The organism is Nonomuraea sp. NPDC059007 (assembly GCF_042740555.1).
Lineage (GTDB): Bacteria > Actinomycetota > Actinomycetes > Streptosporangiales > Streptosporangiaceae > Nonomuraea.
In genome coordinates this window covers 49,136-61,735 of record NZ_JBHYJD010000040.1, presented here as the reverse complement: position 1 = coordinate 61,735, position 12,600 = coordinate 49,136, and the positions used below count along the sequence as shown (strand labels likewise).

The following is a 12,600-nucleotide window of genomic DNA, read 5'->3' as shown; positions in this document are numbered from 1 at the left end:
TTGCTTTCTTAAGGGCGCCTATCCGTTACGGCAAGCCGCCCCACCGCCACCCGCCGTCGTGGGCGGGCGCCGATCGTGGGGATCGCTTCTCACGTCGGACGTGGTCCCCACCGCAACGGCCCCCTTGACCAGCTCCCGTGGTCAATCACCGTCTCGAAGGCACGCTTCCGGGGGCCACGCGGCTGAGAGCGCAGGGCGGAGGCTAGGAGGAGGAGGCGATGGTGGCGGAGCCTATTACTGTGTCGCCCGAGTACAGGACGGCGGCCTGGCCGGCGGCTACGCCTGTGGCCGGGCGGGTCAGCGTGATGTGGAGGTCGTCGCCGGTCTGCTCGTAGTGGCAGTCGTAGACCTCGCCGTGGGCGCGTAGCTGGACCGTGACCGGGCCGGTGGCGGCAGGGCCGTTCCACAGGGGGCGGACGCAGTGGATCGACGTGACCTCGAGCGCCGCGCGCGGGCCCACCGTCACGGTGTTGGAGACCGGCTCGATCGACAGTACGTAGCGGGGGCGGCCGTCGGGGGCGGGGCGGTCGATGTGCAGGCCCTTGCGCTGGCCGACCGTGAACCCGTGCGCCCCCTGGTGGGCGCCCACCACCTCGCCGTCCTGGTCGAGGATGTTGCCCGGCTCGGAGCCGAGGCGCTTGGCCAGGAAGCCGCGGGTGTCGCCGTCGGCGATGAAGCAGATGTCGTGACTGTCAGGCTTGTCGGCCACGGTCAGGCCACGGCGGGCGGCCTCCTCGCGTACCTGCGCCTTGGTGGAGTCGCCGAGCGGGAAGATCGCGTGGCTGAGCTGCTCGCGGGTGAGCACGCCGAGCACGTACGACTGGTCCTTGGCCAGGTCCGGGCTCCTGGACAGCACCCCGTCGGCCAGCTTCGCGTGATGCCCGGTGGCCACCGCGTCGAACCCCAGCGCCAGCGCCCGATCCAGCACCGCCTCGAACTTGATCTTCTCATTGCACCGCAGGCACGGGTTCGGCGTGCGCCCCGCGGCGTACTCGGCCACGAAGTCCTCGACCACGTCCCGCTGGAAACGCTCGGCCATGTCCCAGATGTAGAACGGAATCCCGATCACGTCCGCGGCCCGGCGGGCGTCGCGGGAGTCCTCGATCGTGCAACACCCACGCGCGCCGGTACGGTGCGATTGAGGGTTGGCCGACAGCGCCAGATGCACACCGGTGACATCATGACCGGCCTCGGCGATCCGGGCAGCGGCCACGGCAGAGTCGACGCCGCCCGACATGGCGGCAAGCACACGAAGTCCCATGACCCAACCAGCGTACCCGCTCAACCACGCCACCCTTTTCCCCTCCCACCCCAAGCGCAGCCACCCAAGAGCCAAGCCCAAACCCACCAGCCCACGAAGCCCCCGCCAACAGCAGCACCGAACAAGCCCCGCCAGACAAGGCAGCGGGCGCAAGCGGGCCAACCAGCGGGATCCGGCTGGCGAAGCAGCCGTGCAAGCGGGCCGACCGTGCCAACAGACGAGCGCTGGCGGGCAAAGGCAGGCGAGCCCACTGCCCGCTGCCGGCTGCCGGCTGCTGACAGCGGTGGCTTTTCGGGCGCCGGGGCGGCGGGGTGTTGGGCGGTGGGGGTCGGCGCCTTTGGCAGGTGGCCAGGTAGGGGCATGGTGGCTGGTCAAAGGGGGCCGTTGCGGTGGGGACCACGTCCGACGTGAGAAGCGACCCCCACGATCGGCGGACACCCACGACGGCGGGTGGCGGTGGGGCGGCTTGCCGTAACGGATAGGCGCCCTTAAGAAAGCAGCGCAACGGAGCGGTGGGACGAAGAGGTGGGGAAAAGCGTGCGGGGGCTCTGAGACAATGACGGGTTATGCGACTGTTCGGGCGCAAGGACGACGAGGACCAGGAGCCGGTCATGCCCGGTGATCTCATTGCCGACTTCTGGGAGTGGTGGGAGCGGACGCGGCCACAGCTCGATGGCATGGTGGCGGCCGAGGAGCCGGAGCGGCTGGCCGAGGCGCTGGAGCCGGCCGTCGCGGCGGTGCATCCGGGGCTCGTGTACGAGATCGCGCCGGGCCGGGGGGCGGCTCACGCGCTGGTCGTGACCGCTGCCGGGGACGCCGAGCTGCGGTCGCTGGCGCATCGGTGGGCCAAGGCGGCGCCGCCGGCGGATCTGCTGTGGGAGTTCCATCCGTCGCGGCAGGCCAATCCGCTGGCGCTGGAGCTGACGCTGGATGTGGGCGGCAAGGAGTTCGCGCTGGAGGAGCTGATGCTCGGGCTGCGCGTGCCGCGCGGGTCGGCGCGGATCGACGTGGCCGCCCACCACCCCGTGTTCAGCGATCTTGATGACGAGACGCGCATGGAGGCGGCGCTGCTGGCGCTCGACTGGCTGCTCGGCGAGGACGACGTGGCCCGCTGGATCGGTGAGATCACCGCGGCCACGTTCCAGCCCATCGACGCCGTCTCGGCCGCTCATCTGCGGGCCGTGGTCGACGACGTGGCCTCGGGGTATGACGAGGAGCAGTGGGCGCTGCTGGAGGGGCAGACCGCGGGTGGCGCGCCGCTGGTCGCGACGACGCGGTATCCGCTGCGGCCGGTCGACTATCCGCTGTTCGACCAGCACATCCAGATCACGCTCCCCTACTCCCACCGCGACGAGAACGGTCTGCCGGTCGGCGACTCGCTCATCGCGCTGCGCGACTTCGAGGAACGGCTGGCCGCCCGCCTGACCAAGCTCCACGCCGACGCGATCCTGGCGGCGCACCTGAGCGCCGAGGGCCACCGGGTGATCCACCTGTACGCGGACCCGACGGGCGAGGCGGCCATCCACGCCAAGGAGCTCATCGTCGGCTGGCAGGAGGGCGATCCGGTGGTGGACGTCGACTCCGATCCCGCCTGGGTGTCGGTGGCGCCGTTCCTGTCCTGAGCGGCAGGGTGATGGTGAAGACGGTGCCCTCTCCCGGGGTGCCGGCGGCGGTCACCGTTCCGCCGTGGGCGGTGACGATGCTGCGGACGATGGCCAGGCCGAGCCCGCTGCCGCCGCCCTTCCTGCTGCGGGAGCGGTCGGCCCGCCAGAAGCGGTCGAAGACGTGGGGCAGGTCTTCGGGGGCGATGCCGGTGCCGGTGTCGGCCACCTCGATCGCCACCTGATCACCGAGCGGGCGGCCGGTCAGCGCGATGTGGCCGCCGGGCGGGGTGTGGCGGATGGCGTTGGTGACGAGGTTGCCCACGGCTTGGCGCAGCCGTACCGGGTCGGCTTCGAGGGTGAGGCCGGGGGCGGCGGTGACGGTCAGGGTGAGGCCGGGCGCGGGGTGGGCGGCGGCCACCTGGTCGAGGAGGTCGCGCAGGCCGGCGGGCTCGGGGTGGAGGCGGAGCTTGCCCGCGTCGGCGATCGACAGGTCCTGCAGGTCGTCGATGATGTGTTGCAGCAGCAGCGACTCCTTGAGCAGGCGCCGCGTGTCCAGGGGGGCGACGCCGTCTTCCACCGCCTCCAGCCAGCCGCGGATGTTGCTGAGCGGGGTGCGCAGTTCGTGGGCGACGTCGCTGACCATGTCCTTGCGCAGCGCCTCCAGGCGGAGCCGGTGCTCGGCCATCTCGTTGAAGGCCGCGGCGAGGTCGCCGAGTTCGCCGCCGGCCGACACGCTGACCTTGGCGGTGCCGTCCTCGCGCATGCGGTGGACGGCGGCGGTCAGGGCGCGTAGCGGGTGGATGACGCGGGTGGCCAGGTAGAAGCTGATGGCGGCGCTCAGCACCAGGATGGCGGCGGCCACGGCGGCGATGCGGGCGGTGTTCCCCGGCGAGAGGTTCAGGGCGGGGGCGGTGGGCGCCGACTCGATGAACAGCCAGGCCGCGGGGGCCACGTGGGAGCGCAGTTGCTCGCGGCGGCTGGTGTCGAGGCAGCCGTTGACGCCTTCGGCGACGGGGCCGCCGACGACCGCGGGGCGGGTCCAGGTCCAGGTGAGGTCGCGGGAGAGCTTGACGGGGTCGCGGCCCTCGCGGTTCAGGCAGGCGTTGACCAGGGAGTTGAGCTGGCGCAGGGCCTTGGCCTCGGTGCGGGTGGAGCGGGTGAGCTCGTACTTGGTGCACGCGTCCCGGACCGGGGTGGGTTCTGTGCCCTCCACCTGGACGTCGGGACGGCCGGACGGGCTGGTGACCGCCTTGGCGTCGAACCCGGTGCGGCGCAGGCACTCCACGCGCAGCTGGGCGAGCCGGCGCAGCGCGCGTACCTCGGCGGTACGCAGGGTGAACGGGCCGGTGGCTCTGGGGTCGATGCGGTCGGGGCCGACCGAGGGCAGCAGCGCGGTGTCCACCGCCAGCGGGTCGACCACGGCGGAAGGGGTCGCGGGCGGGGTGCCCGGGGCGGAGGCGGCGATCGGGCGGCGGTCGTGGGTGGTCAGCGTGATCTTGCGGCCGGTCTTGGCGGCGAGGTCGGCGACGATCCGGTCCACGCCGTTCCACGCGGGGTGGCGGGCGGCGTAGGCGAGGAGGGTGTCGTAGACGCGGGTGTCCTCGGCGAGTGCCTGGCCGCGCTGCTGCTGGATGGCGCCCGAGGTCAGGGTGCCGACGACCCAGGCGGTCGCGGCGACGGAGCAGACGGCCACGAGTACGGAGGCGGCGAGCAGCTTGACCCGCAGCCCGCTACGGCGCCGCATCGACGAGCTTGTAACCGACGCCGTAGACGGTCAGCAGGGTGACGGGGCGGCGGGGGTCGGGTTCGAGCTTCTTGCGGAGGTTCATCACGTGCATGTCTGCCGTGCGTTCGGTGATGTAGCGGTCGAAGCCGTGGATGTGCTCCAGGAGCTGGCGGCGGGTGAAGACCCGTTCCGGTTCCGCCGCCATGGCCGCCAGGAGCTGGAACTCGCCGGGGGTGCACTCGACGGGCCGTCCGCCCTGCCGTACCTCGTGGCGGAGGGGGTCGATGAGCAGGTCGCCGATGGCGTGCACCGGGGCGGCGGCGCGCACGCGGCGGCGCAGGAGGGCGCGGGCGCGCGCCATCAGCTCGCGCGGGCTGAACGGCTTGGTCATGTAGTCGTCGGCGCCCAGGTCGAGGCCGAGCAGCAGGTCGTCCTCGGTGCTGCGGGCGGTCAGCATGAGCAGGGGCACGTCGGACTCGGCGCGCAGCACGCGGCAGACGTCCAGGCCGTCAACGCGGGGCAGCATGAGGTCGAGGATGACGAGGTCGGGCTCGGCGGCGCGGGCCGCGTCGATGGCGGCGCGGCCGTCGTGCACGGCGGTGACCCGGTGGCCCTCGTGTTCGAGGTAGCGGCGGATCAGCTCCGCCTGGCCCTCGTCGTCCTCGGCGATCAAGACATGTGCCCCCATGCGCTTCACGGTATGTGACAAGACAGGTTCCCCATGTCATCCTGACAAGTCCCTTAAAAGCGGGCGGCAGGGTGAGGCCCATGAAGCTCACCAAAGCACTCGCCGTCGCCGGTCTCACCGCCGTCACGCTGGGCGGCGGCATGGTCGCGGCGCACGCCGCGACCCCCACCCCGGCACCCGCGCCTGTCAAGACCCCCGCGCCCGCGCCTGTCGCGGACAAAGCGGAGAAGGGGGTACGGCTCCCGCTCGACTACACCGAGGCCCGGCTCCTCCGCCTCAGGGAGGCCTACAACCGCTGCCTCAAGGCGCAGGGCGTGAAGTTCACCTCGGCCCCCGCGGTCATGGGACAGGGCGGCATCGGCGTCCCGGCCAAGGGCCAGGAGGCCAAGGTGAAGCGCTGCGCGGACAAGCGGGTGCTGATGCCCAAGGCGATGGACCCCAGGTACAACCGGAACTACGACGCCGACCTCCGTGAGTGGGTACGCCTGCTCAACGCCGCCGGGGTCAAGGTGAAGGCCGTGAAGGGCGGCTGGAACTACACCGAGACCCCGAAGATGGGCAAGGCGGAGCGCCTGGAGATCGAGCGGCGCACCCGCGTCGAGGCCTTCTCCTAACCGGCCTTCGCCAGCTCGCGCTCCTCGCCCCGCTCCGGCATCCTCACGGGGGCGAGGAGGCGCGGGCGCGGCAGGAAGCGGGCGGCCAGCGCGATCAGCAGGCCGAGCACCACGGCCAGGCCCAGCGCGGTGCGCAGTGAGGTCACGTCGGACAGGAACCCGATCACCACGGGGCCGAGCAGCAGTCCGGCGTACCCCATCGCGCCCGCCTGGGCGATCGCGCGCCCGGGGGTGTCCGTGGCGGTTCCCGCCAGGGACATCGTCACCGGTGCGATCGTGGCGACGCCGAGGCCGACGAAGAACATCGCGGCCAAGGCCATGATCGGCGTCGCCGCGGTCAGCACGATGGCGAAGAAGGCGGCCGTGGCCAGCCCGGAGGCGGTCATCAGGCCCTTCACCCCGAAGCGGGACCGCAGGCGGTCACCGGTGAGCCTGGCCAGCAGCATGCCGGCCTCGAAGATCGGGTAGCCGAGCGCGGCCAGCGCCTCGGGGGCGCCGAGCGAGTCGCGCATGAACAGGCCGTTCCAGTCGGCCACGGTGCCCTCGACCATGAAGGCGAAGAACATGATGGCGCCGAGCAGGTAGACGACCGGGGGCAGGCGCTTCTTGCCGGTCTCGGTCACCGAACCCGCGACGGGCTTGTCGGCCAGGTACGAACGGCTCACCCACACCATGACGGGCAGCGAGACGAGGGCGATGAGCGCCAGGTTGGCGGTCAGCGACAGCCCCGAAGCGATCGACAGGGAGCCGATCACACCCGCGCCGATGGCGCCGACGCACCAGCCCGCGTGCATGCTGTTCATGAGCGGCCGGCCGTACGCCTGCTCGACCGCCGAGCCCTGGGCGTTCATGGCGATGTCGACCGCGCCGAACGCCATGCCGAACAGCACCGCGGTCACCAGCAGCACCGGCAGGTTGGGCGCGAAGGCCAGTCCGAGCAGGGAGAGCGCGGTCATGGGACCGCCGACCCGCAGGACCGCCCTGCTGCCCGCGCGGCTCATGACGCCGCGCATCGCCTGCATGCTGACGAGCGCGCCGAGACCCCAGGCGAGCAGGACGCCGCCCACCTCCGCCGCGGACAGACCGAGTTTGTCGGTCAGCGCGGGGATGCGCACGGTCATGGTGCCCACCATCAAGCCGGCAAGGACAAAGGTGAGGATTGCCCCGAAACGGGCAGTCCTCAGGTCGCGGGTCATCACAGGTTCCTTTCACACGCACAAAGAAGAGGGGCACGGCCGCCGGGCCGTACCCCCTGTCAGGAAGGGTTTCGCTCAGAGGAGCGCGAGCAGTCGCCGCTCGAGCGCGGCGAGCTCCTCCTCCGAATGCAGGCTCGGGTCGTGGCTGGCTACGTCCCACAGGCCCTCACAGGCCAGGCGGACGATCTGGGCGGCGACCGGGTCGGGCTCGTCCTTGACGCCCTCGGAATGCCAGCGGCTCATGGCCTCACGCAGCGGCGTGAGCAGGAACATGTTCCCGGAGGCTCCGGTCACCACGGCCCATCGTCGGAGCCGGCCGGAGCGGATCGCCGCCATCGTGGCGCCCAGGTAGCGTTTGCTGTAGGTGTCGTACGGCTGCGCCGCCATCAGCTCGTCGAAGTCGCCGATGAGGCGTTCGGCCATCGCTTTGATCAGCGCTTCCTTGGTGCTGAAGTGATAGAGCAGCCCGCCCTTGCTCACTCCCGCACGGTCGGCCACGGCGGCCAGCGTGAGCGCGTCGGAGCCATGGTCACAGAGGAGTCCCTCCGCGGCATCCAGCAACTCGTCTCTACGCATACCTGACACTGTACCGTCCGGACGGTACAGTAGCAAGCGAGATACCCTGGACGGGTGACCAGACCGTCGGCCTACCTTGATCACGCGGCGACCACCCCCATGCTCCCCGAGGCGATCGAGGCCATGACGGAGCAACTCGGCCGCGTGGGCAACGCCTCCTCCCTGCACGCCGCCGGCCGCCAGACGCGCCGGATCGTCGAGGAGTCACGCGAGTCCATCGCCGACGCCCTCGGCGCCCGCCCCAGCGAGGTCGTCTTCACCTCCGGCGGCACCGAAGCCGACAACCTCGCCATCAAGGGCCTGTACTGGTCGCGCCGCCCCGCCGACCGCATCCTCATCAGCTCCGTCGAGCACCACGCCGCGCTCGACCCGGCCCAGTGGCTCGAACGCAGCCAGGGCGCCCGCGTCACCCTCCTGCCCGTCGACCCGGTGGGCCGCGTCGACCCGTCGGAGCTGCGCGCGGCCATCGCCGACGACCCGTCCGGCGTGGCCGTGGTCAGCGTCATGTGGGCCAACAACGAGGTCGGCACCGTCCAGCCCGTGCGCGAACTGGCCGCCGTCGCCCACGAGCACGGCATCCCCTTCCACACCGACGCCGTGCAGGCCATCGGCCAGTTGCCCGTCTCCTTCGCCGAGTCCACGGCCGACGCGCTCACGCTGACCGGGCACAAGATCGGCGGCCCGATGGGCGTCGGCGTCCTGCTGCTGGCCAGGGGGCTGACCCCGGTCTCCGTCCTCCACGGCGGCGGCCAGGAGCGCGACGTACGCTCCGGCACCCTCGACGCCCCCGCCATCGCCGGGCTCGCCGCCGCGGTGCGCGTGGCCGTACGCGATCAGGAGCACGAGCACGCCCGCCTGACCGCCCTGCGCGACACCCTCATCCAGCGGGTACGGCAGGCCGTCCCCGACGTCGTGCTCAACGGCGACCCCGTCGACCGGCTGCCCGGCAACGCCCACTTCTCCTTCCCCGGCTGCGAGGGCGACGCCCTGCTCATGCTCCTGGACGCCAAGGGCGTGGAGTGCTCGACCGGCTCCGCCTGCTCGGCGGGGGTCGCCCAGCCCTCCCACGTCCTGCTGGCCATGGGCGCCGACGCGGCCGCCGCCCGCGGCTCACTGCGCTTCACGCTGGGCCACACCTCCACCCAGGAGGACGTGGACCGCCTGGTCGACGTCCTCCCCGCCGCCGTCGAACGCGCCCGCCGGGCGGGCCTGTCGTGACCGGCAAGATCCCCTTCGACGTCGCCGCCTACCACGAACGCGTCCAGCGCAACCCGTGCTTCATCTGCGCGATCGTGGCCGGTGACCCCGCCTACGACGTGGAGAAGGTCTTCTACGAGGACGAGCACCATCTGGCCTTCCTCGCCCGCTACGCGACCCTGCCCGGGTACGTGCTGGTCTGCCCGAAGGCGCACGTCGAGCACGTGGTCCGCGACCTCGACGAGGACGCCTACCTGGCGCTCATGGGCGTCGTGCGCCGGGTGGCGCTGGCCGTGGAGGCGGTGGTCCCGTCCGAGCGGACCTACGTGCTCTCGCTCGGCAGCCGGCAGGGCAACTCCCACCTGCACTGGCACGTGGCGCCGCTGCCGCCGGGCGTTCCGTACGAGCGGCAGCAGTACCACGCGCTGATGGCCGAGAACGGCGTGCTGGAGTGGAGCCCCGAGGAGGGCGAACTCCTGGCCGCACGGCTCAGGCGGGCGCTCGGGTGAAAGCGGACGGCGCCGGAGCCCGCGAAGGGTCCGGCGCCGCCCGTGTGACTACTTGCGCTTGTTGACCTCTTCGGTCAGCTGCGGCACGACCTGGTGGAGGTCGCCCACCACGCCGTAGTCCGCGAGCTCGAAGATCGGCGCCTCGGGGTCCTTGTTGATCGCGACGATGGTCTTCGCGGTCTGCATGCCGGCCCGGTGCTGGATGGCGCCGGAGATGCCCGCCGCCACGTAGAGCTGCGGCGAGACCGTCTTGCCGGTCTGGCCCACCTGGAACTGGTGCGGGTACCACCCGGCGTCCGTCGCGGCGCGGGAGGCGCCGACGGCGGCGCCGAGCGCGTCGGCCAGGCCCTCGATGACCGAGAAGTTCTCGGCCGAGCCCACACCTCGGCCGCCGGAGACCACGATGGCGGCCTCGGTCAGCTCGGGTCGCGCGCCCTTCTCCTGCTTGACCCGGTCGACCACCTTGGCCGCGCGGGCGGCGTCGGACAGCGCGACCGCGACCTCCTCGACGGCGCCGGCGCCCGCCGCGGCCACGGGGGCCGTGGAGTTGGGGCGTACGGCGACGATCGGGGTGCCCTTGGCCACCTTCGACTTGACGTTGACGCCACCGCCGAAGATCGACTGGTCGGCCACGAAACCGTCGCCGAGGCCGACGGCGTCGGTGATGACTCCGGAGTCGGTCTTGACGGCGAGGCGGCCGGCGATCTCCTTGCCCTCGGCCGTGGCGGCGACCAGGACGGCGGCCGGCGCGGCCGAAGAAACCAGCTGCGCGAGCAGCTCGGCCTTCGGGGCCACGACGTAGTCCACGATCTCCTGGGCGGAGGCGTTGTAGACCTTGTCGGCGCCGTACTCGGCGAGCTTGGCCGTGGCGGCGTCGCTCAGGCCGGGACCCGCCCAGACGGCCGACGGGGAGCCGAGGGACTTGGCCAGCGTCAGCAGCTCAAGCGTGACCTTCTTGACCTCGCCGTCGACGTGTTCGACCAGAACGAGAATTTCCGACATATCAGCAAAACCCCCGTTCTCAGATGAACTTCTTGGACGCGAGGAAGTCGGCGGCCTTCGCGCCACCGTCGCCCTCGTCCTTGACGATCGTGCCGGCCGCGCGGGGCGGGGCCGCGGCGAAGTCCACGACCTCCGACCAGGCGGCGCCGAGGCCGACCTGACCCGCGTCGGCGGAGATGTCGGCCACGCCGAGCGTCTCGACCGGCTTCTTCTTGGCCGCCATGATGCCCTTGAAGGACGGGTAGCGCGGCTCGTTGATCTTCTCGACCACGGAGACGACCGCCGGCAGCGACGCCTCGACCTTGTCGTAGCCGTAGTCGGTCAGGCGCTGGATCGTGATCGAGGAGCCCTCGACGTCGACCTTGTTGGCCAGCGTGAGCTGCGGCGCGCCCAGGCGCTCCGCCAGCATCGCGGGCAGCACGCCGGTACGCGCGTCGGTGGACTCGGAGCCGAGGATGACCAGGTCGAACCCGATCTTCTTCAGCGCCTGAGCCATCGCGTAGGAGGTCGAGAGCGCGTCCGAGCCCCGCAGGGCGTCGTCGGTCAGGTGGACCGCCTTGTCGGCGCCCATGGCCAGGGCCTTGCGGATGGTCTCGGTGGCCTTGCCGGGGCCCATGGTGAGAACGGTGACCTCACCGCCATGGGCCTCCTTGAGTTTCAGCGCCTCCTCGACCGCATACTCGTCAAGCTCGTTCACCACGCCGTCGACGGCGTCACGGTCGAGCGTCTTGTCATCGGACCGCAGCTTGCGCTCGGTCGCCGTGTCGGGAACCTGCTTCACGCAGACGACGATGTTCATGGCCGGTGGCCGACCTCCCGTTTTCGCCGGATAGCTCGGTAGAAAGCTCGTGCGGTGTCCAGAGTGCCAGGTGCCAGGGGTGGACCGCGTCGGCGGGTCACCCCTCGCTCCTGAGTCGCTATGTTACCCATGAGTAGCTTGAGGGCAAACTCGCAGGTGGCCCCAGCTTACCGAACTTTGTTCCAGAGTCGGGGTGTGATCAGGCCGACATGAGGAAGACCACACCGGCCACCAGCGCGGTCCCGGCGAACACGGCCAGAGTGAGCGGGCTGAAGAACGTGCTCAGCCCGAACCACAACGCACCCGTCCCCGCCATCGTCGCCAGGTCCGCCACGATCCTGCGCCTCCTGAACGGCCGCCGCGAGGCCAGCGCCACCCCCGCGTCGGCCACGATCGCCAGCGCGAAGGCCGACAGCAGGAACAGCGACACCTCGGGCAGATGCACACGGGCCGCCGCGGCCAGCAGCGACACGAACAGCCCCGACCCGATCACCCACCGCCTGCGCACCTTCTCCCGGTGCAGCGCGCGCTCCAGATCCACGTCCCGCCGGACGCCGGGCCGCCATTCGCGGGTGGGCTCGGCGTGCGGATCGGCCACCAGGAGCGGCGGCTGCGCCGTACCGGAGGAAGGTCCGCGGGTGTGACCGCCGCGCGGGGCCGGTGTGGCGCCCAGCACGGCACAGATGCGCGCGGCCGTCGGCCGCGCGGCGGGCTCGCGCGCCAGGCACTCGCGCAGGAGCGGGGCCAGCCACTCCGGCACGCCGTCGAGGTCGGGCTCGTGATGGACCACCCGGTAGGCGACCGCGGAGGCGGGCCCCTTCCCGTACGGCTCCCGCCCCGTGGCGGCATAGGCCATGGTGGCGCCGAAGGAGAACACGTCGGCCTCGATCCCCGCCTCCCGCCCTTCCAGCAGTTCCGGCGCGAGATAGCCGGGCGTCCCGATCACCGCGCCCGAGGCGGTCACCGACAGGGAGTCGAGCGCGAGCGCGATCCCGAAGTCGATCACCACCGGCTCGCCGTCGGCCATCATCACGTTGGCCGGTTTGAGGTCTCGATGGGTCACGCCCGCCTCGTGCATGGCCGACAGCGCCTCGGCCAGCCCGGAAGCCAGCAGTCGCAGATCGGCGACCGGCACCGTGACGGCGGACAGCGGCTTCCCCTGCACATACCTGGTCACCAGGTAGGGCCGCTCGCCGTCCAAGGAGGCGTCCAGCACCTCCGCCACCCGCGCCCCGCGCACCCGCCGCATCGTCTCGACCTCACGCGCCAGCCTGGTCAGAGCGGCGTCGTCGGCGGCCACGTGCGGATGCAGAATCTTGACCGCCACCGTCCGGCCCTCGGCGTCGAGCGCGAGATGCACCTCGCCGAACCCGCCCGCGCCGAGCCGGGACAGCAACCGGTACGGCCCCAGTTGCTCGCTCATACCCA

General features: G+C 71.7%; 12 protein-coding genes. 4 read left to right on the top strand and 8 right to left on the bottom strand.

Going from position 1 to position 12,600, the window contains the following annotated elements; genetic code table 11:
* Positions 1-202: 202 nt before the first annotated feature.
* A complete protein-coding gene (mnmA, locus tag ACFWY5_RS43390) occupies positions 203-1,261 on the bottom strand; it encodes a tRNA 2-thiouridine(34) synthase MnmA (protein ID WP_379638341.1) in 1,059 nt (352 codons plus the stop codon).
* 566 nt (positions 1,262-1,827) lie between these two features.
* Here mnmA and ACFWY5_RS43385 point away from each other — a divergent pair.
* The gene (locus ACFWY5_RS43385) at positions 1,828-2,883 is read left to right on the top strand and encodes a DUF695 domain-containing protein (protein ID WP_379638340.1); all 1,056 of its coding nucleotides are present in this window, start codon (positions 1,828-1,830) and stop codon (positions 2,881-2,883) included.
* Here ACFWY5_RS43385 and ACFWY5_RS43380 read toward each other — a convergent pair.
* On the bottom strand, positions 2,798-4,609 hold the full coding sequence (locus tag ACFWY5_RS43380) for a sensor histidine kinase (RefSeq protein ID WP_379638339.1): 1,812 nt from the start codon (positions 4,607-4,609) through the stop codon (positions 2,798-2,800). The two genes, ACFWY5_RS43385 and ACFWY5_RS43380, sit on opposite strands and share 86 nt — an antisense overlap.
* Complete coding sequence (locus tag ACFWY5_RS43375; protein WP_379638338.1) at positions 4,596-5,279, bottom strand: response regulator; 684 nt, start codon at positions 5,277-5,279, stop codon at positions 4,596-4,598. The genes ACFWY5_RS43380 and ACFWY5_RS43375 overlap by 14 nt, the downstream gene beginning before the upstream one ends.
* A gap of 80 nt (positions 5,280-5,359) precedes the next feature.
* On the opposite strand from ACFWY5_RS43375, the gene ACFWY5_RS43370 reads away from it, so the two are divergent.
* Entirely contained in the window at positions 5,360-5,893 is a 534-nt protein-coding gene (locus tag ACFWY5_RS43370; protein WP_379612044.1) for a hypothetical protein, read from the top strand.
* Here ACFWY5_RS43370 and ACFWY5_RS43365 read toward each other — a convergent pair.
* Together ACFWY5_RS43365 and ACFWY5_RS43360 are read right to left on the bottom strand one after the other, a co-directional pair.
* The gene (locus ACFWY5_RS43365) at positions 5,890-7,014 is read right to left on the bottom strand and encodes an MFS transporter (RefSeq protein WP_379612045.1); all 1,125 of its coding nucleotides are present in this window, start codon (positions 7,012-7,014) and stop codon (positions 5,890-5,892) included. The two genes, ACFWY5_RS43370 and ACFWY5_RS43365, sit on opposite strands and share 4 nt — an antisense overlap.
* 150 nt (positions 7,015-7,164) lie before the next feature.
* Positions 7,165-7,665: a TetR/AcrR family transcriptional regulator gene (locus ACFWY5_RS43360; protein ID WP_379612047.1), complete on the bottom strand. Its 501-nt coding sequence runs from the start codon at positions 7,663-7,665 to the stop codon at positions 7,165-7,167.
* 54 nt (positions 7,666-7,719) lie between these two features.
* On the opposite strand from ACFWY5_RS43360, the gene ACFWY5_RS43355 reads away from it, so the two are divergent.
* Together ACFWY5_RS43355 and ACFWY5_RS43350 are read left to right on the top strand one after the other, a co-directional pair.
* Entirely contained in the window at positions 7,720-8,883 is a 1,164-nt protein-coding gene (locus tag ACFWY5_RS43355) for a cysteine desulfurase family protein (protein WP_379612048.1), read from the top strand.
* A complete protein-coding gene (locus tag ACFWY5_RS43350; protein WP_379612049.1) occupies positions 8,880-9,371 on the top strand; it encodes an HIT family protein in 492 nt (163 codons plus the stop codon). Before ACFWY5_RS43355 ends, ACFWY5_RS43350 begins: the two co-directional genes overlap by 4 nt.
* A 48-nt stretch (positions 9,372-9,419) precedes the next feature.
* On the opposite strand, the gene ACFWY5_RS43345 is transcribed toward ACFWY5_RS43350, so the two are convergent.
* The 3 genes from ACFWY5_RS43345 to ACFWY5_RS43335 all read right to left on the bottom strand — a co-directional run bounded on the left by ACFWY5_RS43345 (position 9,420) and on the right by ACFWY5_RS43335 (position 12,595).
* Positions 9,420-10,373: an electron transfer flavoprotein subunit alpha/FixB family protein gene (locus ACFWY5_RS43345; RefSeq protein ID WP_379612050.1), complete on the bottom strand. Its 954-nt coding sequence runs from the start codon at positions 10,371-10,373 to the stop codon at positions 9,420-9,422.
* Positions 10,374-10,392: 19 nt separating this feature from the next.
* Positions 10,393-11,172: an electron transfer flavoprotein subunit beta/FixA family protein gene (locus tag ACFWY5_RS43340; RefSeq protein ID WP_379612051.1), complete on the bottom strand. Its 780-nt coding sequence runs from the start codon at positions 11,170-11,172 to the stop codon at positions 10,393-10,395.
* 199 nt (positions 11,173-11,371) lie between these two features.
* Complete coding sequence (locus ACFWY5_RS43335; RefSeq protein WP_379638337.1) at positions 11,372-12,595, bottom strand: serine/threonine-protein kinase; 1,224 nt, start codon at positions 12,593-12,595, stop codon at positions 11,372-11,374.
* Between the last annotated feature and the right edge of the window lie 5 nt (positions 12,596-12,600).

What these genes read in the sequence shown, in the direction of transcription:
- mnmA (WP_379638341.1), bottom strand. Translation starts at nt 1,261, where the DNA reads ATGGGACTTCGTGTGCTTGCCGCCATGTCGGGCGGCGTCGACTCTGCC.
- ACFWY5_RS43385 (WP_379638340.1), top strand. Translation starts at nt 1,828, where the DNA reads ATGCGACTGTTCGGGCGCAAGGACGACGAGGACCAGGAGCCGGTCATG.
- ACFWY5_RS43380 (WP_379638339.1), bottom strand. Translation starts at nt 4,609, where the DNA reads ATGCGGCGCCGTAGCGGGCTGCGGGTCAAGCTGCTCGCCGCCTCCGTA.
- ACFWY5_RS43375 (WP_379638338.1), bottom strand. Translation starts at nt 5,279, where the DNA reads ATGGGGGCACATGTCTTGATCGCCGAGGACGACGAGGGCCAGGCGGAG.
- ACFWY5_RS43370 (WP_379612044.1), top strand. Translation starts at nt 5,360, where the DNA reads ATGAAGCTCACCAAAGCACTCGCCGTCGCCGGTCTCACCGCCGTCACG.
- ACFWY5_RS43365 (WP_379612045.1), bottom strand. Translation starts at nt 7,014, where the DNA reads ATGACCGTGCGCATCCCCGCGCTGACCGACAAACTCGGTCTGTCCGCG.
- ACFWY5_RS43360 (WP_379612047.1), bottom strand. Translation starts at nt 7,665, where the DNA reads ATGCGTAGAGACGAGTTGCTGGATGCCGCGGAGGGACTCCTCTGTGAC.
- ACFWY5_RS43345 (WP_379612050.1), bottom strand. Translation starts at nt 10,373, where the DNA reads ATGTCGGAAATTCTCGTTCTGGTCGAACACGTCGACGGCGAGGTCAAG.
- ACFWY5_RS43340 (WP_379612051.1), bottom strand. Translation starts at nt 11,172, where the DNA reads ATGAACATCGTCGTCTGCGTGAAGCAGGTTCCCGACACGGCGACCGAG.
- ACFWY5_RS43335 (WP_379638337.1), bottom strand. Translation starts at nt 12,595, where the DNA reads ATGAGCGAGCAACTGGGGCCGTACCGGTTGCTGTCCCGGCTCGGCGCG.